The organism is Bifidobacterium sp. ESL0798, assembly GCF_029395415.1.
Classification (GTDB): domain Bacteria; phylum Actinomycetota; class Actinomycetes; order Actinomycetales; family Bifidobacteriaceae; genus Bifidobacterium.
Genome location: NZ_CP113914.1, coordinates 1625534 through 1649548 on the forward strand (window position 1 = coordinate 1625534; position 24015 = coordinate 1649548).

Annotated in this window: 19 protein-coding genes, 1 pseudogene and 1 riboswitch; of the genes and pseudogenes, 12 read left to right on the plus strand and 8 right to left on the minus strand. The window is 57.4% G+C overall.

Annotated features, from left to right (window positions below; genetic code table 11):
- Positions 1 to 37 precede the first annotated feature (37 nt).
- Positions 38 to 262 carry a DUF3107 domain-containing protein gene (locus OZX74_RS06845; RefSeq protein WP_277156201.1) on the plus strand — a complete coding sequence of 75 codons (225 nt, stop codon included), beginning with the start codon at positions 38 to 40 and terminating at the stop codon, positions 260 to 262.
- 178 nt (positions 263 to 440) lie between these two features.
- Here the strand turns inward: OZX74_RS06845 and OZX74_RS06850 are convergent, their stop codons facing one another.
- Positions 441 to 1325, minus strand: coding sequence for a PHP domain-containing protein (locus OZX74_RS06850; RefSeq protein ID WP_277156202.1), 885 nt, complete (start codon positions 1323 to 1325; stop codon positions 441 to 443).
- A 208-nt stretch (positions 1326 to 1533) separates the two neighbouring features.
- Between OZX74_RS06850 and OZX74_RS06855 the strand changes: the two genes are divergently transcribed.
- A complete protein-coding gene (locus OZX74_RS06855; RefSeq protein WP_277157451.1) occupies positions 1534 to 2103 on the plus strand; it encodes a vitamin K epoxide reductase family protein in 570 nt (189 codons plus the stop codon).
- Between the two features lie 129 nt (positions 2104 to 2232).
- Here OZX74_RS06855 and dapF read toward each other — a convergent pair.
- Positions 2233 to 3133: pseudogene (dapF, locus tag OZX74_RS06860) on the minus strand (diaminopimelate epimerase).
- A 211-nt stretch (positions 3134 to 3344) separates the two neighbouring features.
- On the opposite strand from dapF, the gene murI reads away from it, so the two are divergent.
- Positions 3345 to 4121, plus strand: coding sequence for a glutamate racemase (gene murI, locus OZX74_RS06865; RefSeq protein ID WP_277156203.1), 777 nt, complete (start codon positions 3345 to 3347; stop codon positions 4119 to 4121).
- Between the two features lie 171 nt (positions 4122 to 4292).
- Positions 4293 to 5138, plus strand: a complete 846-nt coding sequence (locus tag OZX74_RS06870; protein WP_277156204.1) for a patatin family protein — start codon at positions 4293 to 4295, stop codon at positions 5136 to 5138.
- Between the two features lie 333 nt (positions 5139 to 5471).
- Here OZX74_RS06870 and OZX74_RS06875 read toward each other — a convergent pair whose 3' ends face one another.
- Positions 5472 to 6368, minus strand: coding sequence for an SPFH domain-containing protein (locus OZX74_RS06875; RefSeq protein WP_277156205.1), 897 nt, complete (start codon positions 6366 to 6368; stop codon positions 5472 to 5474).
- A 269-nt stretch (positions 6369 to 6637) separates the two neighbouring features.
- Positions 6638 to 7699 carry a CrcB family protein gene (locus tag OZX74_RS06880; protein ID WP_277156206.1) on the minus strand — a complete coding sequence of 354 codons (1062 nt, stop codon included), beginning with the start codon at positions 7697 to 7699 and terminating at the stop codon, positions 6638 to 6640.
- Positions 7700 to 8075: 376 nt separating this feature from the next.
- On the opposite strand from OZX74_RS06880, the gene OZX74_RS06885 reads away from it, so the two are divergent.
- On the plus strand, positions 8076 to 9491 hold the full coding sequence (locus OZX74_RS06885; RefSeq protein WP_277156207.1) for an FAD-dependent oxidoreductase: 1416 nt from the start codon (positions 8076 to 8078) through the stop codon (positions 9489 to 9491).
- 155 nt (positions 9492 to 9646) lie between these two features.
- On the opposite strand, the gene OZX74_RS06890 is transcribed toward OZX74_RS06885, so the two are convergent.
- Positions 9647 to 12532 carry an ABC transporter ATP-binding protein/permease gene (locus OZX74_RS06890; RefSeq protein ID WP_277156208.1) on the minus strand — a complete coding sequence of 962 codons (2886 nt, stop codon included), beginning with the start codon at positions 12530 to 12532 and terminating at the stop codon, positions 9647 to 9649.
- A 394-nt stretch (positions 12533 to 12926) separates the two neighbouring features.
- Between OZX74_RS06890 and OZX74_RS06895 the strand changes: the two genes are divergently transcribed.
- Together OZX74_RS06895 and OZX74_RS06900 are read left to right on the plus strand one after the other, a co-directional pair.
- Positions 12927 to 13442 (plus strand): NAD(P)-binding domain-containing protein, encoded by a 516-nt coding sequence (locus OZX74_RS06895; RefSeq protein WP_277156209.1) that lies wholly within the window; start codon positions 12927 to 12929, stop codon positions 13440 to 13442.
- A 146-nt stretch (positions 13443 to 13588) separates the two neighbouring features.
- Complete coding sequence (locus tag OZX74_RS06900) at positions 13589 to 14218, plus strand: NAD(P)H-binding protein (protein WP_277156210.1); 630 nt, start codon at positions 13589 to 13591, stop codon at positions 14216 to 14218.
- Between the two features lie 269 nt (positions 14219 to 14487).
- On the opposite strand, the gene OZX74_RS06905 is transcribed toward OZX74_RS06900, so the two are convergent.
- Entirely contained in the window at positions 14488 to 15447 is a 960-nt protein-coding gene (locus OZX74_RS06905; protein WP_277156211.1) for an acyltransferase family protein, read from the minus strand.
- A 122-nt stretch (positions 15448 to 15569) separates the two neighbouring features.
- A riboswitch (TPP riboswitch) is annotated at positions 15570 to 15691 on the plus strand.
- On the opposite strand from OZX74_RS06905, the gene OZX74_RS06910 reads away from it, so the two are divergent.
- The 5 genes from OZX74_RS06910 to OZX74_RS06930 all read left to right on the plus strand — a co-directional run bounded on the left by OZX74_RS06910 (position 15683) and on the right by OZX74_RS06930 (position 20403).
- The gene (locus tag OZX74_RS06910; protein WP_277156212.1) at positions 15683 to 16618 is read left to right on the plus strand and encodes a hydroxyethylthiazole kinase; all 936 of its coding nucleotides are present in this window, start codon (positions 15683 to 15685) and stop codon (positions 16616 to 16618) included. Its footprint overlaps the riboswitch before it by 9 nt.
- 97 nt (positions 16619 to 16715) lie before the next feature.
- Entirely contained in the window at positions 16716 to 17456 is a 741-nt protein-coding gene (thiE, locus tag OZX74_RS06915) for a thiamine phosphate synthase (RefSeq protein ID WP_277156213.1), read from the plus strand.
- A gap of 40 nt (positions 17457 to 17496) precedes the next feature.
- Positions 17497 to 18246 carry a bifunctional hydroxymethylpyrimidine kinase/phosphomethylpyrimidine kinase gene (gene thiD, locus OZX74_RS06920; protein ID WP_277157452.1) on the plus strand — a complete coding sequence of 250 codons (750 nt, stop codon included), beginning with the start codon at positions 17497 to 17499 and terminating at the stop codon, positions 18244 to 18246.
- Positions 18159 to 18482 carry a bifunctional hydroxymethylpyrimidine kinase/phosphomethylpyrimidine kinase gene (locus tag OZX74_RS06925; protein ID WP_277156214.1) on the plus strand — a complete coding sequence of 108 codons (324 nt, stop codon included), beginning with the start codon at positions 18159 to 18161 and terminating at the stop codon, positions 18480 to 18482. The genes thiD and OZX74_RS06925 overlap by 88 nt, the downstream gene beginning before the upstream one ends.
- Before the next feature lie 19 nt (positions 18483 to 18501).
- Positions 18502 to 20403 carry a bifunctional hydroxymethylpyrimidine kinase/phosphomethylpyrimidine kinase gene (locus OZX74_RS06930; RefSeq protein ID WP_277156215.1) on the plus strand — a complete coding sequence of 634 codons (1902 nt, stop codon included), beginning with the start codon at positions 18502 to 18504 and terminating at the stop codon, positions 20401 to 20403.
- 98 nt (positions 20404 to 20501) lie between these two features.
- On the opposite strand, the gene OZX74_RS06935 is transcribed toward OZX74_RS06930, so the two are convergent.
- Positions 20502 to 22943 carry an ABC transporter permease gene (locus OZX74_RS06935; RefSeq protein ID WP_277156216.1) on the minus strand — a complete coding sequence of 814 codons (2442 nt, stop codon included), beginning with the start codon at positions 22941 to 22943 and terminating at the stop codon, positions 20502 to 20504.
- Entirely contained in the window at positions 22849 to 24015 is a 1167-nt protein-coding gene (locus OZX74_RS06940) for a hypothetical protein (RefSeq protein WP_277156217.1), read from the minus strand. Before OZX74_RS06940 ends, OZX74_RS06935 begins: the two co-directional genes overlap by 95 nt.

Below are 24015 nucleotides of genomic sequence, written 5' to 3' on the forward strand. Positions count from 1 at the left end.
AAACCTGAGAACCATTCCTTAAAGAAAGAGGTAACCCATGGATGTCGAAATCGGAATCCAAAACGTGGCACGTCCGGTCAATTTTACGACCGACAAAAGCGCCGAAGAAGTAAGCGAAGCCATCTCGAACGCCGTATCGAAAGGCGAGCCGATCGATCTGGTCGACGATAAAGACCGCCATATCATGGTGCCTGCCGGCGCTTTGGGCTATGCCATCGTCGGATCGGAAACCAAGCACGCCGTCGGCTTCGGAGCCCTCTAGACACAACAGCCACAGGTGTATAATTATGCCTGTGGAATAATATATCCTCTAAAGCCCAGTTTTTGTTTTACATCTCACAAACTGGGCATTTTTTCTTTCAAGCCGTTTCGTGACTATGACACACCAATGAAATCGGGCCATGGCACGGAGGGGATGACACTCAGCGTCAAGTGGTCACTCAGGAGACCAGTGGGATGGCCCCACGCTCCACGATTTGGGCCACGACATCATCCGCCGTCAGGTTCTCCCCCAACTTGTTCGGTTTGCCATCCCCATGCCAATCCGAACCTCCGGTCACCAGCAGCCCAAGCTCACGGGCGAGCCCCAACAGACGTTCGCGCTCCTCGGTTCCGTTGCCGCGATGCCACACCTCAAGCCCTCCCAGCCCCGCATCGGCAAGTGCGCCGATCTGCTCGTTCGAAAGCAGGACCCTGTTGCGGCTGTAATCGCAAGGATGGGCGACAACGCTCACTCCCCCGGCCAGACGCACCACCTGCACGACCCGCAAGGCCGTGGGCGAAGGCGTCGGTATGTAATATTTGCTGGAGGACGAGATGGCTCCCGCAAACGCCTCGGAACGCGTGCGGTAGAACCCCGCCGCCACCAACGCATCGGCCATATGGGGCCTGCCCACCGTCGTGTTCTCGCCCTTTTTGGTTTGAGCCGTCACATCATCCCAGGTGATGGGAAAATCCTTTGACAAACGCGTGACCATGCGCCTGGCACGTTCTAAGCGCGCCTGACGCGTCGAGCGGAACAGCTCAACGATGCCTTCGTTCTCCGGATCGTATTGATAGGCCAGCATGTGAACGGAGACATGTCCGTCCTGCGCGGTGATCTCGCTGCCACGCAGCAAAGGGAAACCTTGACTTTCGGCGGCTTGTTGAGCCTCACGCCAACCCGCAGTGGTATCATGGTCAGTGATTGCGACACCGTGCAGCCCACTTGTGCATGCAAGGTCGATAAGTTCGGCAGGGGTCTTGGTACCATCGGAAAATACCGTGTGACAATGAAGGTCCCAGCCGGAAACCGGACCGCAATCGTTATATTCGTCGCTAGTCATAGACCTATCGTAGGCCTATGAGCCCGACAGCCGATGGAATGCTAGGGAACAGAAAGCAGGGATATGCATGTCGACTAAACACAGCGTAGCTGCCGTGAAGGATTTGGAAACAACATCGGGAGATTCCAACGGCCGGCTGCCCTCTGAATTCAGCGACAACCGCGAACCCATAGGGTTCTTCCACGGACCCATCTGGAACTACGGCGTGATGTGCCTGGGAGCGGGCATCGGCCTGTTCGCCTCGCTGATGCTGGCCGCGGATACCCTGAAGCTCGCCCGCAACCCGAACAAGGCGTTGGGCTGCGACGTGAACTCCGTGCTTTCCTGCTCCACCGTCGCAGAATCATGGCAGGCCGAAATCATCAAGTTCGGTGGCCTGAGCTTCCCGAATGCGTTCTTCGGCATCTGCTTCTATTCGGTGTTCGTCACCGTCGCCGTGGTCGGCGCCTGCAACGTCAAGCTCCCCTACTGGTTCTCGGCAGCTGCCTGGATCGGCGGGGTCACCGCGATTCTCTACGCATATTGGCTGATGACCCAGTCCATGTTCGTCATCAAGGCGCTCTGCCCTTGGTGCATGACCATGATGTTCGCCACGACAGTCATGTTCATAGGGTTGACCCACGCCACGGTAACCGTACAGAAAATACCACGGAAGCGCTGGCGTAAGGGACTGAACACCTACTATCGCATGCGTTATGACTGGATGGTCGACATCGTGTGGATCTTCGCCATCATCGCGCTTATCTTCGTCAAGGAAGGCGCGGCCATTTTCGCCTGACCGGCTTTTGACTCTGATAACAAGAAACCCGTACTACCGTCTTCCAGACGCTGGTACGGGTTTTTGTTGTGCGGTGGCTGCCTACACCTGCCTACGCCGCATCTTTCTTTCCCGAAATGGCCATGCCGCTTACAGCAGCTCCACTTTCGCCACGATTGCAGCGGCACCGGTAAGCAGCACATCGTCATCGCTGACGTCGACATGCACCAATCCTCCACGGATGGAAATGTCCCAATGGCTCACCCCGGTTTTCGCCCTCAACGTCACCGACGTGGCGCCAAGTCCCGTACCGCAGGAAAGCGTCTCTCCGCATCCGCGCTCATTGACACGCATCGTGGCACGACCCGTACCGGCAGCTTTGTCGCAGGCATCGATTCGTACGAATTCGACATTCTGGTCGGTCTTGATCGATGGAGTGACCGTCGGCTTGACGACGAAGGTTCAAATCCTCAACGGCAGGCAGCGTGGCCTTGCCGTCCTCCAGAACGGAGACAACGTGGGGATTGCCCATATCCACGAACGTGCCGAGGGCTTGGCCGGAAGTGCCTGGAATGGTGACCTCGTAAGTATCCAATGACCCGATTTTGCCGGCACCCAGACTCACTTGGAACACGTCATCGCCATAAGGTGCAAGCGTTCCCAGCGAGCGCAACGTTTTGGCCCCTGCCCGGGTGCCCAGCCTGAAAGGAGTCCCGCCTGGGGCCTCGGCAATGCCGGCACGCTGGGCAAGCAGCGTCGTCACCCGGGTGCCGTTGCCGCACATCTCCGCCAGCGTTCCGTCGGCATTGCGATAGTCCATGAACCATTGCGCACCGTCTTGGCGGCAAAGCGCTATCTGCTCGGACGAAAGGTCACTGACATATTCCGGCTTTGTCAGCCGTATCAGCCCATCTGCACCGATGCCGAAATGACGATCGCAGACATGGCGGACCTCCTCGTCGGTCGGCTCGAACCTGCCCTCGCGATCGAGGTAGATGACGAAATCGTTGCCGGTGCCGTGGCCTTTATAGACATATTGCGCAAGACTCATAACCGACAGTCTACCCGTTGCCGGCCTCATGGACATGCGCCAAACGCTTCAGGCGGATTGAGCGCAGCCGGCCTCATGCCATCGCCGCAAACGTTCCCACGATTCACCCGGTCGACTATCATGTGCATGTTCGTTCAAACCGGTAGGATACAAAAACGAAATCACTAAGCTTGCAATCAGACGGTTCAACATCGTGGCGAAAGAGGACAACATGGCATCAAACGCTCCGATAGGCGTGTTCGACTCGGGACTGGGCGGTATCTCGGTGGTACGGGAAATCCGCAGGGAAATGCCCAACGAACACATCATCTATTTCGGTGATTCGGCCAACGCCCCCTACGGCACCAAGACACCGGAAGAAGTGCGCAGGCTTTCCTTCGCCATCGTCGAACGATTCATCGCCATGGGCGTCAAGGCCATCGTCATCGCCTGCAACACCGCCACTTCGGCCGCCGTCGACGATCTGCGCGCGACCTACGACCTGCCTATCATCAGCATGGAGCCGGCGCTGAAAGTGGCCTGCGATCGCGGGCACGGATTGCCGCAACGCGTCATCGTCGCCGCCACCCCGTTGACACTTCGCGAAAAGAAATTCACCGCGCTGATGCACCGTTTCAGTGCCGACAACACCATCTACCGTCAGCCCTGCCCCGACCTCGTGGAAATCGTGGAGCACGATCAGCTGGAGGACCACGACCTGGTCATGGCCACCTTGCATCGCTATTTCGACGTCTATGACCTCGATACCATCGATTCCGTAGTACTCGGCTGCACGCATTTCGTCTTCTACCGCGACTATTTCCGCGAGCTGCTCCCCGCCCCCACCGCCATCATCGACGGCAACGAGGGCACCGTCCGCCACCTGCACGACCTGCTCGAAGCCTCCCATGAACTGGCCGCTTCCGACGCCCAAGGCGGCGTGACCCTGGAAAACTCGGACACCAGCGAGCGCATGGCCGTCCTGGCCGCCAAACGCCTCGATTCCTGATTGGTTGGTTTCCAAACCCGTCTTTCCGCCTCAAAGACCTTCCTGCAGCGATAATTCGTCACCATATCACCGTTTGCGCACTCTCCGGCCAAGGGCGAAACAATGTCCGTAAGGCGGACGTATGCTCGATTCACTCGACACAATGACTGAGTATTCAAGGAGGGTAAAGAAATGACGAAAACCGCTTTGATCGATGTCGGAGGAGGCTTCCGTTCCATTTACGGGGCAGGCGTGATGGATCGGCTTATGGACTTTAGGCTCACATTCGACAAATGCTACGGCGTATCCGCAGGCAGTGCGAACATGATCTCCTATATCTCCGGGCAACGCGGACGCACGTACACGTTCTATACGAAGTATGCCAGCCGCAAGGAATACGCGAGCGCGGACAACTTCATCAAGCTGCATAATTACGCCAACCTGGACTATATCTACGGCACCCTTTCCAACTCGGATGGTGAATATCCGGTCGATTACCCCGCCTTCGCCGCCTCACCCACGCAGTTCACCGTGGTGGCCTGCGACGCCCGCAACGGCTACGCTCGCTATTTCGACAAATCCGATGTGCATCAGGACGATTACGACATCATGAAAGCCTCCAGCGCGGTACCGGTGGCCTGCGAACCCTACGTCATCGACGGTATCCCCTATTACGACGGAGGCATCGCCGATCCGATTCCCGTTGAGCTGGCGATCAACGAGGGCTACGACCGTATCGTGCTCATCCTCACCCACCAGCGTGACTTCATACGCGAGGCGAAGAAGGACGCCGCGCCCGCAGCGCTTCTGAAACGCTCCTACCCTGCCGCTGCCGAACGGCTCAAGCACCGCTATCGCACCTATAACGAGGAGATGCAGGTCGCCGAAAAGCTAGCAGCAGAAGGCAAGGTACTGATCCTCGCTCCCGACGACCTATGCGGCTTGGATACTCTGAGCAAGAACTCGGAGGGGCTGGAAGCAATGTATCAGAAGGGACTTGACGCGGCCGAATCCGTGCCGGAATTCCTTGCAAACTGATTGCCGGTCTTTCGAATTTAATGCCGGCAAACAGGCTCTGTCTGCAACTGATATGAAGCCTGTCGGCGCCAGACCCGCCATTTACTCCATTGCTGCATGCAAACGGACTTTTGCAACAAGTTCCACGCGGTTTATCAGCAGTAGTGCACGAAACCATTGAAAATAATGTTGGGCGGATCCTCGGGTGAGTGAGGAATCCGCCCAGCTAATTGACACGTCTTTGTGTCGCGTCAAGCTGTTCGATTTTCCGGGCACCTTGACTGGTACTGCTCAGTATAGCGGATATCCGTTCCTCACTCACCGGGAAACGGCTTATCCGGGAATCGAACCGTCTTATTTCGTTTCGTTGGAGGTGACCATGGCCTTGGTGACCTCGTCGAAGAGCTGCTGGTAGCCGCCGGGCGTGGACGCCGGAAGCACAACGGTCTTGGCGTTGCCCGACTCGCTCAATGAGCGCATCACGTCGAGGTACTGGTTGAAGAGCACCACGTTGTTGACGTCGGCGATGTTCATGCCCACGGCCTGCAGGCTCTTAATCTGGTCGACGATGCCGTTGGCGATCTCACGGCGGTAATTGGCCTGGCCTTCACCCTGCAGACGGGTCTTTTCGGCGTCGGCGGTGGCCTGCGTCTCGATCTGGATGCGCTGGGCATCGGCACGCTGGCGGGTGGCTTCCTTCTCGCGCTGGGCGGCGTTGATGGAATCCATCGCGGTCTTGACCGCGGGGCTCGGGTCGATGGCGGTGATCAGCGTCTTGACGACGGTGAAACCGAACTTCGCCATCTCGCCGCCCACCGTCTTCTGCACGTCGGCGGCGACGTCGTCCTTCTTGGCGAACGCGTCATCGAGCGAGAGCGCGGGGATGGCGCTACGCAACGCATCCTCGACATAGCTGCGCAGCTGGCCCGCCGGATCGCGCAGCTCGTAGTAGGCGGTGGCCACGTTGTTGGGATCGACACGGAACTGCGTGGAGGCGACGACGGTGACGAAGACGTTGTCGAGCGTTTTGGTCTCGAGTTTGACGTTCAGCTGGTTGACGCGCATATTGGTCTTGGTAGCGATGCGGTCGACGAACGGAATCTTGAGATGAATACCGGCCAATTGCACCTTCAGGAACTTGCCGAAACGTTCGATGACGTAGGCCTGCTGCTGCGGCACCACGAAAATACCAGCGATAATCAGCCCAATGATGATAATCAGAACGACAATCAGGAAAATGAGTCCTGCCATATTTTTCCTTCTTACTCTTTTTTCTTATGTATCCCAACAAAAGCGATGCTCATCGGCATATGGTTTTGGGCCATATCTCGATGTCATCCTTTCATCAAATCGTAGCAGAACCTCTGGTAGCACTTTCTGCGGATAATCAACACTGACGAAAACAATCACCGTCCAGGCACACGAAAGGCATCGAATCATCGGATCCAAAAGCCAAACACGCCAAACGGAAACAGCAAAACCGGGCTGACAACGTCAAGTTTTGATAAGCAAGAGAAGCGCTAGACAAGCATGCCTAGCAACAGCAACGCAAGGGAGGCGACCATCATCCCTGCCGTATGGACGAAAGCCCAACCCGGTTTGCCGCCGAGCATCAGCTTCGCACCCTCCACACTGGCGGTGCTGAAGGTGGAATAACCGCCGAGAAACCCTGATGCCAGAAGGTATTGCAGCGCCGACGTGCCCGCGTGCGTCGCACACCAGCCGACTATCAGGCCCATTGCCAGGCAGGCGGTGAGGTTGACGACAATCGTGCCGCAAGAGAAAGGAGAATGGACACGGTTATTGACCCAGGCATCGACGCTGTATCGGATGAAGGCCCCCATACCGCCAATAAACGACGCGGCAATAAGCAAGCCGAAAGCGGCAACGTTTTGCCAGTAATGGCGGTTGGCCAGCAACGCAAGAAGAACGACGCAGGCGAAGAGAACGAACGCAACACCTACCAACGGGCCACGGTTGGGCTCAGCCGGTCCATCTGATTCAACAGCGTTGGCAGTACCGACGGATGCCACAGGGTTCCCTGAATCTACGGGAACAGAAGAAGCATTCGCACCGGACTGGCCCTTGCTCCCGTCAGCGACGTCACGATCATTCCGCTGGCTCCCGCCGGCGACAGGCACCAAAGCATTGAGCCTGACCCGACGCCTACCGACGACCTTTCCAATCGCCAGACCGAGCAACGCACACAACAGGCCGAAGATGACGCTGCCCAAAAGATACGAGAGGGCCACGCCCACGTGCCCGCCCCTGATGCGCTTGGCGACTTCGAGCATGAACGTGCTATACGTCGTGTACCCGCCGATCAGACCGGTGCCGAGCCCAAGTCTCGTCACCCTCCACAGGCCGATATCCGGCCCGAGCTGCGCCATATACGCCGTGATGAATCCAAGGAACACGGCCCCAGTGAGATTGATGGCCATGGTCATGAACGGCCAAGCGGCATCGGCCGGCTGCAACACGCTCAACGCCAGTCGCACCAATGACCCGCACGCACCGCCGGCAAACAGGCTTACAGCGACGCTCAGTGTGGAGACGGTAAACGAACTCTTCTTTTTCGCCATGATCGACCCCATTCTCATTGCCGGTATCCGTTTGCCTGGATATCATTCGGAAATCAAAATAATCCACAAATCTGACAAATAAACTTATATATACATCGATTATATAAATGTCGTAATATTCTCCGACGTTTTTTACTTTCAATAAAAGAGATTTGACATGTAAAAAGTCAAACAGCTTTTTTAAAAATCTGCTAAACTCTTAGATATCGTTGACTTTCGAGTCAAAATTTAAAAACAAAATAAAACTTAAAACGTTTTAATAAATCCACGTTTGCAAGGCATTCGTCGAGCCTTCTGACTATCATATTAGAAGAGCCAGTGTTTTTACCCCTTTGGAGTATAACATGGCATTGAGGAATTATCAGAGGGAGTTGTTATGACTACAGTCGCCGTCATTGGTTGCACACACGCCGGAACGTTTGCTGCCACTTCCATTCTTCGCAATCATCCAGATTGGACGGTGGACGTATTCGAGAAGAACGACAACATCTCCTTCCTTTCCTGCGGTATCGCCCTCTGGGCCGGAAACCATGTCAGCAGCACGGAGAAGATGTTTTACAGCTCACCGGAAGAGCTCGAAAAGGCCGGCGCGCACATGCACATGCGCCATGAAGTCAACGACATCAACGTCAAAGGCAAGAAACTCGACGCCACCGATCTCGACACCGGCAAATCCAAACAATACCGCTTCGATAAACTGGTCATCACCACCGGCTCCTCTCCTGCCACACCGTTTATCCAAGGCCTGCGCGAGGCGCTGGAGAGCGGACGGGCGATGCTGTGCAAGGATTACAACGACGGCAAGCGCATCGTCGAACGCACGAAGAGCATCAAATCGGTCGTAGTGGTCGGCGCAGGATATATCGGTTGCGAGCTCGCCGAACAGCTGAGCACCCGCGGCATCAAGGTCACGCTCGTCGATGCTCTGCCGCATGTGCTCGACAACAATTACGACGAAAACGTCACCGGCCAGGCCGAGGAAGCCTATCGGGACCATGGTGTCACACTGGCCATGAATCAGAAAGTCGTCGCATTCCGCCCCGAAACCAACCGTGACGGCGTTGAGAGTTCCGGCGTCACCGTCGTTACCGAGCTCGGGGAATACACCGCCGACCTGGCCGTCATGGGTGCCGGCTTCGTGCCGAACACCACCCTTGTCTCCTCGCAATTGCGCACGTTGGGCTATGGTGCCATCATCGTCGACAGATACATGCGTGCCGCCACGCCTGAAAACGACATTCTCGATGACGTATTTGCCGCCGGCGACTGCGCGACCGTGCATTTCAACCCGACCAACAGCGACGAATACCGCCCCTTGGCCACCAACGCCATTCGTGAAGCGTTGCTGATCGGCGAAAACATCGAAGAGCCCACCAAGCAATACGCCGGCACACAGGCCACCAGCGCCATCCAGCTCTATGACCTGTCGATGTCTTCCAGCGGAATGACCCTCGATCTGGCCAATCGTCGTCACATCGACGCGCAGGCCGCCACCATACGGGAAAATTATCGTCCGGAATTCATGCTTTCCACCACTCCCGTGACGGCGACCATCGTCTACGAACGCATCACCGGCCGTATTCTCGGCGCCCAGTTTGCGGCAAAGCACGACATTTCCATGGCCGCGAACCTCATCTCCGTAGCCATTCAGGCAGGATTCACCGTTGACCAGCTCGCCGGTACCGACATGCTCTTCCAGCCCAACTTCGACAAACCGGTCAACTTCGTCAGCTCCTTGGCCATGGCCGCTGCAGCCAAGCGCAGCAAGGAACTTAAAACTGCTGGAGAATAATCTTCGAGCATAGAGCTTTCATCAGTTTGGCCCGGTCTGCGTACGTCATTCATACGCAGACCGGGCCAAACTACTATTTTTTTCTCCGCACCTTTCAGCTTCGTAGCATGTGCAAGCAATCCGCTTCCTGCATCAAGCTGAAGCTGGAGATCAGGCTATTCCGTGCGCAGTGCTGTGGCCGGGTCCTGCTTGGCGGCCTTGCGCGACGGGATAAGACCGCCGATCAGCGTCAGGACCACCGACAGGACGATCAGCACGATCGCACCGGTCAGCGGCAAGGCGGCGTTGACCTGGTCGGTGCCCATGAAGTGATGCATCACCGCGTTGCCAGGCACGATCAAGATCAGCGTGACCACAATGCCGATTACCCCGGCACACAGGCCGATGATGCCCGTCTCGGCATTGAACACCGTGGAAACGTTGTGCTTGGAAGCGCCCATCGCACGCAGGATGCCGATCTCCTTGGTCCGCTCGAGCACGGAGATGTAGGTGATGATGCCGATCATGATCGAGGAGACCACCAGCGAGACCGCGACGAAGGCGATCAGCACGTAGGTGATGACGTTGATGATGGTGGTCACCGAGTTCATCATCAGGCCCGCATAGTCGGTGTAGACGATGCGGTCCTTCTTCTTGGCGCCGTCGTTATAGCGTTTGATGGCGTCCTCGATATCGTTCTTGGCATCGAAACTGTCGGCATAGATTTTGATGGAACTCGGAGCGTCGCGGCCGATGACGCCGAAATCGGCGAGATTGCCGGAGTAGGTGCCGGTGGACACGTATTGGTTGTAGATCGAGACCAGTACGTTCTCGGGCGCCGTGGCGAGATAGTTGCTGAAGGCCTGTGCCACCTGCTGCTCGCCCATGCCGGCAATCGCTTCTTGCGGGTTGCTGGCAACGGCGGCATTGCCTGCGGCGGCCGCGGCGGCAGCACGCTGTTTGGTGACGTCGGCGGACTGGTTGGCACTTGCCGCACCCATGCCGCCGGGAGCCTGGGTCATCAGCGTCTTGGCCATGTTCGCCTGGTCCGAGACGGGAAGCGAGGCGACGTAGGCCTTGGCGTTGGCGGCCTTCGTCGCGTCATCGGAGGGTGCGAAGGTCATGCCGTTCAGGATGTTGTGGGTGCGATCGGCTTGCTGCGCGGCGACGATCTCGCTGGATTTCGCGTGGTCAATCAGCTGGTTGGTGAGCATGCGCGTGTATCCGATTCCCGGTGCCAGCGGCGTGGTCTTGGCGTTCGCATCGGCCCGGATGACGCCCACGACCTTGAGTTTCACCGCGGACCCGGAATCCATGAGTTTGCCGATCTGGTCGGCATCGTTGCCCACATACTTGTAGCGTCCGTCGGAACCCTTGACGTACTGGTCGGCTGCGGGCAACAATGTCAGCGACTGGTTCATCGCTTTGGAATAATCGATGCGTTTGGTGTCGGTCTTGACCTTTTCACCGCTGTTGAGCCGGTTCATCATGTCGTTGTAATCGGCGGCAGGAAGCAGGCCGAGCTCGTAGACCTGGGTCAGCGGCATCTGGTTGTTCTTGTCAAGCACGAGGACGACCTGATCGCTCGCCTTGGGCCAGTGGCCTTTGACCATCCGGTAGTTGTCGCGGATCACCGAGCTGATGGGCTGCTTGTCGGCGTGCTCACCGGGCATGATCTCGGCAAACGCGTCAGGAGCCTTGTTGGCGTCGGTTTTGCCGGTCAACATCGCCATTTGTTTGGATTGCAGGCTCGAGATATCACCGGAGGATGAGTTGAGCCCGGCGATGGTGCTGGCCGCACTCTGCATGCCTTGCGGGCCGCCGACTTTCACACCATCAACGTCAACGAGCGTGTCCTTGGAATCGTGAGTGAACACCGAGAATTTGGGGGCGTAGGAATACTGGATGCCGACGTCGCCGACATACTTTCGCACGTCGTTGCCCGGTTTGTCGAGGAACTTCTTGAAGGGGCTCAGATTGTTGGTGGTGATGCCGGAGGTCATCGACGAGGCGCCTTTGATGCTGGAATCGTCGGGGTAAATGCCCGTACGGTGTTTGCCTGAGTCGTTCTTCCTAGCGTCTGCGCTGGCCTGGGCCGTGTCCATGATCTTGTTCATGTCGAAGGTCTGCTCGTTGATCTCGATGGGGTACGAGGTCAGCGTCTCCTTCTGAATGTCGGCAATATAGCGGTTCACACCGGTGGAGACGGAGAGAATCAGCGCGATACCGATGATGCCGATCGAGCCAGCGAAGGAAGTCAGAATCGTGCGGGCTTTCTTGCTTTTGAGGTTGTTGAAACTCAGGGCGACCGCAGTGGCGAAGGACATCGAGGCCTTGCCCATCGTGCGATGGACGGCAGGCTTTTCGTCGCCCGTTTCCTCGGCTTCGACGGGGCGTGAATCGCCGCGAATCACGCCGTCCTTGAGTTCGACGATACGGTTGGCGTATTGATGGGCAAGCTCGGGGTTGTGGGTGACCATGACCACCAGACGGTCCTGTGCCACTTCCTTCAACAAATCCATGATCTGCACACTCGTCTCGGAATCGAGCGCACCGGTTGGCTCATCGGCCAGGACGATGCTCGGATCGTTGACCAGCGCCCGGGCGATCGCCACACGCTGCATCTGGCCGCCGGAAAGCTGATTCGGTTTCTTGTTGATGTGCTCGCCCAGGCCGACTTTTTTCAGAGCCTCCACAGCACGTTGGCGGCGACTCTTGCGCGAGACGCCGGAAATCGTAAGCGCCAGCTCGACGTTGGAAAGGATGGTCTGATGGGGAATCAAATTGTAGCTCTGGAAGACGAAGCCGACCGTGTGGTTGCGATAGGAGTCCCAGTCACGGTCCTTGTATTTGCTGGTCGACGTGCCATTGATCACCAGATCGCCGTCATCGTAACGGTCAAGTCCGCCGATGATGTTGAGCAGTGTTGTCTTACCCGAGCCGGACGGCCCGAGAATCGCGACGAATTCGTTGTCGCGCAACGTAAGGCTCACATGGTCGAGCGCCTTCTGGACGAAATCGCCGGTCTTGTACTGCTTGCTGATGTCTTTGATCTGTAGCACGAATTTCCCGCCTGCCTAATCGTCGTGTCTTTTGTCGCACCAAACTCAGTTATGCTACTTTACCCCAACGCACACCCGTGCCAACCTATTATCAGACGCTTTCGCCAAACTTCGACAGTTGCACGCTGACAACCTCAATAGGCCACCTAATATTCAGCGAAAATATCCAAACAAGTTTAGTGAACACAGCTATTTATTGACGTATATTATCAACTATTTTCACCATTTAATTCGTCTTCTTACACCAAATCCCCCGTATCTCTAAGCGTTGAAAGTAACTCACGTCTTTCCACACCGTTCTTCGGTAGAGTGAAACCACAGTGTATGACGTGATTCCGGTTCATACGGAACCGTTGCATCTCTTCATATAGCTTTCAAAAGAAAAGAGCACATCATGACAAGCATCACCGTTTTCGGATCAGGACACATCGGGGCAGCCGTGGCAGGCATCGGCGTCGCGGCGGGCGCCGACGTACAGGTCATCGACCGCGACAAGGCCAAGGCCGCAGCCATTCCGGGCGTCACACCCTCCGTTTGGAGCGAGGAAATCACCGGCGACATCGTCATTCTGGCGCTGCCCTACCCCGCCGAAGCCAGCGTGGTCGACGAATATGGCGCGCAACTGGCCGGCAAAATCGTGGTCGACCCGAGCAACCCCGTCGATTTCAGCACGATGGACCTGGCTCTGCCGCAAGGCGTTCATTCAGCTGCCGAAGAACTCGCAGCGAAACTGCCGGATTCCAAGGTCATCAAGGCGTTCAACACCGATTTCGCCGCAACCTTGGTCAGCGGAACGAACGATGGCGCGCCAACCACGGTGATGGCCGCTTCCGACAGCGAGGATGCGAAAAAGCCTTGCAAGCCATCGTCGAGGGCGCAGACCTGCGCTTCGTGGATGCCGGACCGTTGAAGCGTGCATCGTACATGGAGGGCTTCGGCGCCCTGCAGATGGTGCTGGCTATGAACGGCGGCACCCAGTGGACCAGTGGTTTCAAGGTCGCCAAGTAAATCGGCATTTATTTACATTCATTCATTAGCTATAAAGGGGAACAAATCATGAGCAAGAAAATCGCAGTGGTCGCCGCCAATGGTAAAGCCGGACGCCTGATCGTCGAAGAAGCCGTCAACCGTGGCATGGACGTCACCGCCATCGTGAGAGGCGAGAACAAAACTAAGGCGCAACACGCCATTGTCAAGGATCTTTATGATCTTACCGCTGCCGACCTTGCAGGTTTCGACGCGGTGGTGAACGCTTTCGGTGTTTTTGATCCGGCAAAATTCGACGAATACAGCACCTCGCTGAAATATCTGGCCGATATTCTTTCCGGTACCGACACGCGGCTGCTGGTCGTCGGCGGTGCAGGAAGCCTCTACACCAACAAGGAACACACGGCCCAGCTTTCGGATTCGTTCCCCGACACCATCAAAGGCGTGCCGCTGGCAATGGGCAAGGCGCTCGACGCGCTACGCCGCCGCGACGACGTGCACTGGACCTATATCAGCCCTGCCGGCGACTTCCAGGCCGACGGCGAGCGCACCGGACATTACGTACTTGCGGGCGAGGACTACACCACCGACGCGGACGGCAAAAGCGCCATCAGCTACGCCGACTACGCCATCGCCATGGTCGACGAAATCGAAACCGAGCATCCGCATGACCGCGAGCGCATCTCCGTGCGCTGGTAATCACAGGTATATCAACATTCACAAGCCGTCACCTTCAGCCAATTACGGTAATGGAAGGCGACGGCTTTTTATTATCAGGAAGTATCAGAAAGCCTCAGGAAACCTCAATCGGACGCCGCAAAACAGACAAGCCTACAAAACCAGACAACGATAAACCGTCAGTTCAAGGAACACTCAAGATTTCGATGCCGCAATCTTCTTGGCCAACGAGGGGAAGAAAACGACGTTGATCCTCGGGATTCGATAGAGCAGCAGCACCATCACCGCAATCAGAACCGAGCGCGCCGCAAAATGACAAACGGCTCCGCTTGGTAGCCAACGAACGGCTGAAGCCTTTCGACGATGGTGCCCCAAGGCAGGTCATCCTCCTCCAGAAGATGCGCACAGAAAACCGGAAGCGTGTACCTGCCAATCATCGCCAAAGCCTTGTTCAGGTAAGGAATCCAGCGGTCAATGACCGCGGAGACGCCGACGATGCATAACGTGGCGCCTATCGACCCGACAATCGAAAGCAGCGGAGTCTGCCCATAAGAGTTCGTCGCCAAGCCGAATGCGGTGAATTTCCACATCGCCAAGCCCCAGACGAGCGCGCTGGGAAACCAAAGGACGGGCCAGCGGCGGAAAATCCCGACGATATCAAAGCGTTTTGCCAGGCATCCCAAATATACGAAAAGCGTTGCTGTCAAACCCGCTTGCACACTCAACGGCAACCAGACATAACGCGAAGACACATAGCCGCAAGCGAAAAAGACAAGAACCCACAACGGAGTGGCCGGAAGACGGTAAGCGACATGAACCAGCAGATGCGCCCAGAACAACGCCAGAAGAAACCATATGGCACCGATGTAGCGCGACATAGGGAAAAGGGTATTGGTCATATCGGAACCCGAACCGTACAACGCGGCCACCGTCCAACCACCGACGATGCCGGCAACGTCACGATGGGTCAGGAGCGCAACAACCAGGTGAAGAAGCACCACCATGGCTGCCGTGATGACGTAGGTAAGCAGCAATTCCCTTGATTCCTTGCGCCACACGAATCGGCGATCGGGATGCATGAAATACCCGGAAAGCAGGAAGAACAACGGCATATGGAACGAGAAAAAGAAGATGTAGAGCCAGTTCGAGACGGTGCCCATCGGGGAGACCAGAAGAATGCTATGGCCAAGGACAACGCCAATCATGGCAATTCCCTTGGCGATATCAAAATAACGCACTCTTGAACCCATCCCACACTCCCTGTCTCTATCAACAACAAACCCCAGAATATACCGTGGTGATATATCACAGAAACCGGCCATCCCGATGACTGGGAATCCATCTTGTCCAATGAAGGACATAGCGTCTTGAGCTGTAAGTGCAGGGGAACCTGCGAAGCCGCTGCGGCGGTCACGCAAGTTGAGACGGGCACAATGCTCGACCCTTGGAACCTGTTGGTTAATACCATCGTAGGGAGACGCGAATATGGTCAATGACGCATACTCATCAGCAAACAGCAATCTCAGTAATCTCAACGATTTGGCGGCGAACGACCCGTTGCGCGAGCTCATTCGCAAGGCCGCGCAGACGGTGCGCGACACCACGCCACTGGCCCAGTCCTTCACCAACTTCGTGACCATCAATCTGGTCGCCAACGCCCAGCTGGCAGCGGGCGGCACCGCGGCGATGAGCTTCCTGCCTGACGACATCGCGGGCGGAGAAGCGGCAAGCGGGGCCAGCTATATCAACGTGGGCACGTTGCTGCCGTTCTACAAGGACGCGTTGGCCCAGATCACGCAGAAATTCCACGCCGATCGCCATCGCTGGGTGTTGGATCCGGTGGCTGCGGGAATGGGCACCACACGCACCGCCATTTTGAAGTCGTTCAAGGCGGCCCCGCCGACCATCATCCGCGGCAACGCTTCCGAGATCATCAAACTGCGCGAGATGTGGGAGCTGCCGCTGGATGAGGATGCCGTGGATGGCAAAAAAGACGCTTCAAAGCAATCCAGCGGACCGGTGGGTGTGGAATCCGCCGATGACGTCGAGGCGGCCGAGGCCAGCGCCAAGGCACTTGCACGGTTCATCGCCAAGTCCGACGCACAAGGCCAAGGCGCGGTCGCTGTTTCCGGCGAAACCGACCTCGTCACCGACGGCGAGCACACCTATCGTCTGCCCGGCGGCAGCGCGATGATGACCAAGATCACCGGAGCCGGCTGTTCGCTTGGCGGTGTGACCGCAACCTATCTGGCCGTTGCCGATCCTCTGACCGCGGCACTGTCCGCGAGCGCCCTCTACAACCGTGCCAGCGAGACCGGCGAGTCCAATTCGCACGGCCCGGGTTCATTCCAGGTCGCCTTCCTCGACGGCCTGTGGTCGACCACACCCGAGCAAATCGCCGCCTCACCGATTCTCGGCTGAAGCCACCTTCTTTGATTGCCCTACATTCATATGGTCGGGGTAATTAAAAAATCCATACAGTCTATATTTTATTACCTATTACAGAATCGAATAAATTTTGACTACAAATAATTCAGTATTCCCTGCATCCATGCGCAAGAACTTCGACCTGAGTTCCTACCTCGTGCTCGGCCCGGCAGACACCAAATCGCGGCCTGTCCCCGACATCGTGCAACAGGCCTTGGCCGGTGGCATCACCTTCGTCCAGATTCGTGTCAAGCCCGGAGACGCCAGAGACATCACCGAAATCGCGCGGCAGAGCGCCGAAGTCATCGCGCAGGCCGGTGCCTCGCAATCCGTGCCGCTGGTCATCGACGACCGTGTGGATGCCGCCTGGCAGTGCCGGGATATGGGCATCAAAGTCGACGGCGTGCACATCGGACAGGACGATTTGAATCCGACTGAGGCACGCAAGCTGCTCGGACCGGACGCCATCATCGGCTTAAGCTGCAAGGTGCTGGACGAAGTGAAAGCCGCCAACGCTCTGCCCGCCGACACCATCGACTACATCGGCGCGGGCCCGTTGCATCCGAGCACCACCAAACCCGACTGCATCGTCATCGGTGCCGACCACCAGCGCCACACCCAGGACACCGAATCCATCAACGCGCTGTGCCGTGAATCGAACTACCCCATCGTCGTGGGCGGAGGCGTGAAGCTGGAGGACCTGCCGGACCTGGCCCAGACGCAGGCTGCCGGCTGGTTCGTGGTCTCGGCCATCGCCGGAGCAGACGATCCGGAAGCGACCACCAAGGCCATGGTGGATTCGTGGAACACCTCGCGCTCGAAACGTGGCTGAAATGCCACATAACCTATCTGTCGATGGCTCACCGATGGCGATGTCCACAGCCGCTCACCCCTACAAGCTCTCGGCAGTGCTGTCCATCGCAGGAAGTGACTCGTCGGGCGGAGCCGGAATACAGGCCGATCTCAAGACGTTCATGGCCTTCGGCGTGTACGGGATGAGCGCCATCACCTCGTTGACCGCGCAAAACACCACGGGGGTGCGGGCCAGCGCCGCCACCTCCCCTGAGCTTTTGGCCGCGCAGATCGACGCCGTATTCGAGGACATTCGGCCGGATGCCGTCAAAATCGGTATGGTGCCCAGTGCTGAGCTGATCGAGGTCATCGCCGAGCGACTCCGGCATTTTCACGCCACCAACATCGTGGTCGATCCGGTCATGATCGCTTCCAGCGGCGACCGACTGAGCAGCAAAAGTTCGATTGATGCGCTTTGCACGAAGTTGCTTCCGCTAGCCACTTTGGTGACGCCGAACATCCCTGAAACCGAAGTATTGGCAAATTTCGATATATCTCGTGACGCTGCCAATGACGCCAATCCCCAAGTCATGCCTGAAACCACGAATGTTGGCAACACCGTCGAAAACGCGTCTGGAACCATACATGATGAAGCGAGCACCATTGAAGCCGCACGACGTATGATGAAGCGAGCACCATTGAAGCCGCACGACGTATCACAAAGCATTGTGGCGGCTGTGCTGTGCTTGTCAAAGGCGGGCATTGTGGCGGCTGTGCTGTGCTTGTCAAAGGCGGGCATGGGCACGATGGCGCCAACGACCTGTTATTAGACAACGGGCGGATAACCTGGTTCCGTCACGAACGCATTGTCAACCCGAACACCCACGGAACTGGCTGCACGCTTTCCAGCGCCATCGCAGCGGGGCTCGCAAAGGGCCAATCACTGACCGAATCAATACAAAGCGGCAAAGACTACCTCACGGGTTGCATCGCTGCCGGCCTTGACCTCGGTGCCGGTTCGGGGCCAATGGACCACGCCTGGCAATGGCGCAATATTGAAAACTAGACAAGGAAAGATTGTGATAATGACCGATACAGCCGATTCCTTCGATTCCATTCAGAATTCTGGTATTTCTGAAGCCCTAGAAACCAAAAATACGACAGAAGCACTGAATGCTGGTTCTGCACAGGCCATTACCAAGCTGCTCGATATGCAGAAGCGCTACGACAACGATCTGGGCCGCGCCAAGCCCTCGCGCCTGCGCGTGCTTTCCATCGAAGGCTCCGACCCGATCGGCGGGGCCGGCACGATGGCGGATATGAAGGCGTTCACCGCACAAGGCGTCTTCGGCTACGCGGCGATGACCAGCATTCTGGCGCAGAACACGCAAGGCGTCACCGACATCGTCAACGTCGAGCCGTCGTTTCTGCTCGCACAACTCAAGGCGGTGAGCGACGACGCGGATATCGATGCCATGAAAATCGGCATGCTCGGCACACCGGAACTGGTCGACACCGTACGTCTTTGGCTGGTTGCACTGCTGGACGATTACAGGACTCGCGGCAAAGCCAAGCCAACCGTCGTGCTCGACCCGGTGATGTACGCAAAGTCCGGCGACAGCCTGCTTACCCCGGAGGCCGAGCGGGCGCTGGCGACGTTGGTCCCTATGGCCGATATCATCACACCGAATGCGATGGAACTGGCCGCACTTGACTCAATGGGCAAAAAGACAGAATTAGACAACGAAGTTTCGAGCAACAAAAGTGCTGGAAACAGGCCATCAGACGATGATAATGCTACACTTCACGCAGCCAAAACCAGTCACACCATTCCCCAAGCTCCACGTTCCTATGAGGAAATGGAACGGCTGACAAAATCCGTAGCTGTTCACTTTGGCGTTGTCGTTTACGCGAAAGGCGGCGCTTTGGCCCTCTGTGGCAACAAGGATTGCACCGATATCCTCGCAGTACCGAACTCGTACGGTGCAACTATCAGAACCAACAAATTAGACAACCCGACTTTAGGCAAATCAGCCAAACCGATCAATCCAGCCGATTCTGCAGATCGCCCTTTCAAACCTGAAACCTCAGTAGCCATCACCCGCATCGAAGGTACAGCAGTACCAACGCAAAACGTGCACGGCACCGGCGATACGCTTTCCAGCACGCTGGCGGCCTTGCGACCGCAGTGCGGCGATTGGGTCGAAACCGCGAAACGGGCCAAGGCGTGGATGACCGGTGCCATCGCAGCCGCCGACGGCCTGCATGTCGGACGCGGGCACGGGCCTGTCGATTTCACCTGGCAGCACTCCCCTACGGGTTTGAGCTTTACCGAGGATTATTGGCGTCGCTCTACCGAAATCCGCAAACGCATCGCCACGATGCCGTTCCTTGAACGCATGCTTGACGGAACGCTGCCGCTCGAGGATTTCTCGTTCTACCTGCATCAGGACGATATCTACTTGACCGACTACACCTCGCTGCTGGCGCTGGCGAGCAGCCGCGCCGCCGACCCGCACGAACGCGCGTTCTTCGCCGACGCCGCCTCGTACGGTCTTGAAGAAGGGCTGACATTCCACAGGCAATGGTATCGGGAGCATGGTTTCGGCGTCGAACGCGCGCCGATGAGCGAGACGACCGCCGCTTACCTCGGCCACGAACATCGCTTCACCGACACCGGTTCATACTCGGCACTGGTAGCCGTGGTCATGCCATGTTATTGGGTCTATTCCGTGGTCGGTCAGGAAATGGCGCGGCAGGTGCGCGAACGTCGGCTCGACCTCGACCATCACCCCTACGGCCTGTGGATCCGCATGTACGCCGACCCCGGTTTCGCCTCGCGCACGCTCGAGGAGTTGCGCATCTGCGACCGGCTCGCCGCCGACGCCACCATGGCCGATTACCGCCGGATGATGGACGCCGCCCTAGGCTCCACCGAGCACGAATACCGCTTCTTCAACCAAGCGCTGACCCGCCACCACATTTGACCTGTCATCTTGCGAGCAACCGGTCGATCCTGCGAGTTTTCGTATGTTTTTAAAGGCTAAAAACGTACGAAAACTCGCACAACACCGCTGTCTCGGTCTCAGTCCACGGACTTGAGGGCCTCGAGCATATCGAGGTGCTTGAGTTTGGTGTTGACGAAGAACCCCAGTGCGACGGTGATGAGGCCGACCACGACCAGCGGCACCACGAACGGCAACCAGCCGATTGACTGGTCGAACATGACGTCGTCCGGCGGGACGGCGGTGATGATGTAGCGGTGCAGCCAGATGCCGAATCCGTAGCCGACGACGATGCCGAGCAGCGAGAGCAGAATCGTTTCGCGGTAGATGTACATCGTGGTCTCGCCGTTGTAGAAGCCCAGCACCTTGACGGTGGAGAGCTCGCGGATGCGCTCGGAAACGTTGAGGTTGGTGAGATTATAGAGAATGACCACGCCGAGCATGGTCGCCACGATGATCAATACCCACATGATCTGGTTGAGGGCCTTGACGACGACATCGATCTCATGCATCAGCGTCGTGTTCTGCACCACGCCTTGTATGCCGCCGATGCGCATGAACGAAGCCGATGCCCGCTTGGTGTTGGCCATGCTGCCGTCGCGCAGGGTGACCATATAGGCGTTGGTCTGGTAACGCTGCCCGAAAACCGTGCGATAGGCTGCCGGGCTCATCACCATGAAATGGCCAAGATACATCTCGCAGATGCCGGTGACCTTGACACGGTAGGTCTTGCCGGACCCGTTCTGGAAGTCGATGGCGTCGCCCTTTTTGGCATGCACGAGGTTCGCAAAACGCTCGGAAATCACGGCACCGTTCGAATTCAGCGAAAGCGGATGGTGGCCACGGCGAGTGTTGAGCTTGATGTAATCGTTGAAAGTCGCGGTATCGCGCGGCACGAGCATGGTGACGGACTGCTTGTCGCCATTGCGCCCGGCGACCTTGCTCACGGACTCGTAGTGGACGGGCAGAGAGCGTTTGATGTCCGATTTCTGAAGGCGACGATCGATGGCCTTGGCTTGCTGGTCGGTGACATGCGCGTTCTGCGCGGCGATGAGATTATAATGCATCACACCGCCGAACTGGTGCTCGTTGATTCCGGAAATCGAACCCTGCACCGCAAATCCTGCCGTCAGCAGCGCCACCGAGCCGCACACACCGAAAATGGTCATGAACATGCGCTGCTTGTAACGGAAGATGTTGCGCGCGGTCACCTTGTGGGTGAAGTTCAGACGGTTCCAGATCAACGGGATGCGCTCCAGCAGAATCTTGGAACCGGCGCTCGGCGGTTTCGGCAGCATCAGCGCGGCAGGCCGTTCTTTGAGTTCACGCGCGGCGCTCCACACTGCAGGCACTACAGCGCTCAATAGAGCCAAGGCAAAGGCCAGCAACGTGACCTGCCAATGGAATCCCATATGAATCATCGGCACGTTGAAGCCGACCTTGTAGGCGTTGTAGACAATGATCGGCAAGAGCGTGTGGCCGGCAAAAATGCCGATGATCGCGCCAAGAATCGAAGCGACGAAACCGTAGATGACGAATTTCTTCATCACGTCACGGTCTGAATAGCCCAGCGCCTTCAACGTGCCAGCGTTGATGCGCTCCTCGTCGACGAAGCGCGTCATCGTGGTGAAGGTGACCAACGCGGCGACCAGATACATGAAATACGGGAAGATGCGCGAAAGCGAGTCAACGATCACGGAGATCGAATCATAGATCTTGTAACCGTCGCTGCCCGGGGTCTCACGCTTGGAATCCACGGAATAGACCGGATTGCCCACGGCATTGAGCATCGCGGTGGCATCTTTGAGCTTTTGTTCGGCATCCTTGATTTTCTGCTGCGCACCGGGCTCGGCCTGATCGAACTGCGCCTTGTTGGTGTTGTATTCGTTGGTCTTATCGGTGAGCTCGGTCTGCGCCGTGTCAATCTGGGCCTGGGCCTGCTGTTGCGTGGTGGCCAGCTGTTGCTGTGACTGCTGGACTTTGACGCGAGCCTGCGCAAGTTGCGTTGCCGCCTGATCGAGCTTGGTCTTGGCCGCTGCCAACTGCTGCTGCCTTTGCTGCAGCTGAGCATTGCCGGCATCAGCCTGGGTACGTTTCGCGTTGAGTTGTGCCTGTGCCGCTTGGATTTGGGCCATGCCCGGGTTATAGGTTCCGTTGATGAAAGCGTCACGGCCTTGTGTCGCCTCCGCTGACTTTTGCGCGACGACCTGAGCCTGGGCTTGAAGTTGTTGCAATTGCGTATTGAGTTGGGCAAGCTGGGCTTGCAATGTATCGTGTGCCGTTCCGGAAAGGGACGGAAGCTGAGCATTACCGGCAGCTATCTGTTGCTGCAAGGCCGCGATTCCTTGAGTGAGCGACTGCTGCGCGGCCGTAACCTGCGCCACCGCATCATCGGCCTGCTTCTTACCAGCCGCAAGTTTGGCCGAATTATCGTCGATCTGCGCCTGCCCGGATTTCAGCTGCGTATAGGCGTCGCCGACCTGCCCAGTCAGCCGTCGCAATCTGCGCGGCCCCAGAATCATACTGCGCCTTGTTGGCATCGTATTCCTTTTGTCCTTGCGCAATCTTGACCTGGGCAGCAGAGATCTGACGCTGTGCCGAAGCGACCTGCGTGGCCAGCTGCTGCTTGGAATCCGCCAGTTGCTGGTTGCCGTTGTCAAGCTGGATTTTCGCATCGGCCAGCTGCTGCCGTGCGCCCTCGAGCTGGGCCTTGGCGTCGTTGACCTGCGTTCGCCCGGAATCGATCTGCGACGTGACCTGTCGCTCTATGGCCTGCCGCCGTGCCTTGGGACGTCCGGCGAGAATCCTGTCCAGCGCCTTTTTATGTACCTGCAACGCGTCATTATACGCAGCGGAATAATGGTCCCGCATATGGTCAAGGTCGGTGTAGGTCAACCTCGCCATCATATAATCGTCGGATTGGAAAGCGTTCGGCGCCACCACCGCATACCCGTCCAACGAACCGGAGCCGGAAGTTGAAGGACCACTGTTCACGTGACTCAGGATCTCGGTGGAATCCACGACTCCCACGACGTTGAAACTATCGCGGCGCAGCGCCTTACGTCCCAGCGCATCCGCCTTTTCGCTCACATGCATTGTGGAACCGATGGGATATTGGCCTTGGTGTGACGAGTCGATGGCCACCTCACGCGACGTCTTCGGCATTCGTCCCGTCACCACATGGTAGGTCGAGACATCTTTGGGCGCGGAAAGTATGCGGATGCTCTCGTCACTATGCGCCACGACGACATCTTTCAAGTATCCGTATTCGATACGCGAGGCTCCGGGCGCCTTGTCGATCTGCCGGCAATCGTCCTTATCAAGCCCATAGCTCGAAATCACATTCAGATCGGCCAGATGGTGCTCGGCAAAGTAAGCGTTGCCGGTGTCACGCATATCAGGCCCGGATACCATGAGGCCGACCAGCGCGTAGGAGCCCAGCGCCACCAAGCAGACAATGGAGAAGAATCGACCTTTCGATTTCGAAAACGCCTGCCAGATGTCGCGCCACAGCATCCGTTTTGAACCACGGAATTGCGGTTCTTCCGGGCCGCTATGCGCGCCCTTCAGACTTACTGTATCGTCGCCCGCCAT

Bases quoted from the DNA above. Each gene is read 5' to 3' on its own strand.
- OZX74_RS06845 (WP_277156201.1), top strand. From the start codon at position 38: ATGGATGTCGAAATCGGAATCCAAAACGTGGCACGTCCGGTCAATTTT.
- OZX74_RS06850 (WP_277156202.1), bottom strand. From the start codon at position 1,325: ATGACTAGCGACGAATATAACGATTGCGGTCCGGTTTCCGGCTGGGAC.
- OZX74_RS06855 (WP_277157451.1), top strand. From the start codon at position 1,534: ATGTGCCTGGGAGCGGGCATCGGCCTGTTCGCCTCGCTGATGCTGGCC.
- murI (WP_277156203.1), top strand. From the start codon at position 3,345: ATGGCATCAAACGCTCCGATAGGCGTGTTCGACTCGGGACTGGGCGGT.
- OZX74_RS06870 (WP_277156204.1), top strand. From the start codon at position 4,293: ATGACGAAAACCGCTTTGATCGATGTCGGAGGAGGCTTCCGTTCCATT.
- OZX74_RS06875 (WP_277156205.1), bottom strand. From the start codon at position 6,368: ATGGCAGGACTCATTTTCCTGATTGTCGTTCTGATTATCATCATTGGG.
- OZX74_RS06880 (WP_277156206.1), bottom strand. From the start codon at position 7,699: ATGGCGAAAAAGAAGAGTTCGTTTACCGTCTCCACACTGAGCGTCGCT.
- OZX74_RS06885 (WP_277156207.1), top strand. From the start codon at position 8,076: ATGACTACAGTCGCCGTCATTGGTTGCACACACGCCGGAACGTTTGCT.
- OZX74_RS06895 (WP_277156209.1), top strand. From the start codon at position 12,927: ATGACAAGCATCACCGTTTTCGGATCAGGACACATCGGGGCAGCCGTG.
- OZX74_RS06900 (WP_277156210.1), top strand. From the start codon at position 13,589: ATGAGCAAGAAAATCGCAGTGGTCGCCGCCAATGGTAAAGCCGGACGC.
- OZX74_RS06905 (WP_277156211.1), bottom strand. From the start codon at position 15,447: ATGGGTTCAAGAGTGCGTTATTTTGATATCGCCAAGGGAATTGCCATG.
- OZX74_RS06910 (WP_277156212.1), top strand. From the start codon at position 15,683: ATGGTCAATGACGCATACTCATCAGCAAACAGCAATCTCAGTAATCTC.
- thiD (WP_277157452.1), top strand. From the start codon at position 17,497: ATGTCCACAGCCGCTCACCCCTACAAGCTCTCGGCAGTGCTGTCCATC.
- OZX74_RS06930 (WP_277156215.1), top strand. From the start codon at position 18,502: ATGACCGATACAGCCGATTCCTTCGATTCCATTCAGAATTCTGGTATT.
- OZX74_RS06935 (WP_277156216.1), bottom strand. From the start codon at position 22,943: ATGATTCTGGGGCCGCGCAGATTGCGACGGCTGACTGGGCAGGTCGGC.
- OZX74_RS06940 (WP_277156217.1), bottom strand. From the start codon at position 24,015: ATGGCGGGCGACGATACAGTAAGTCTGAAGGGCGCGCATAGCGGCCCG.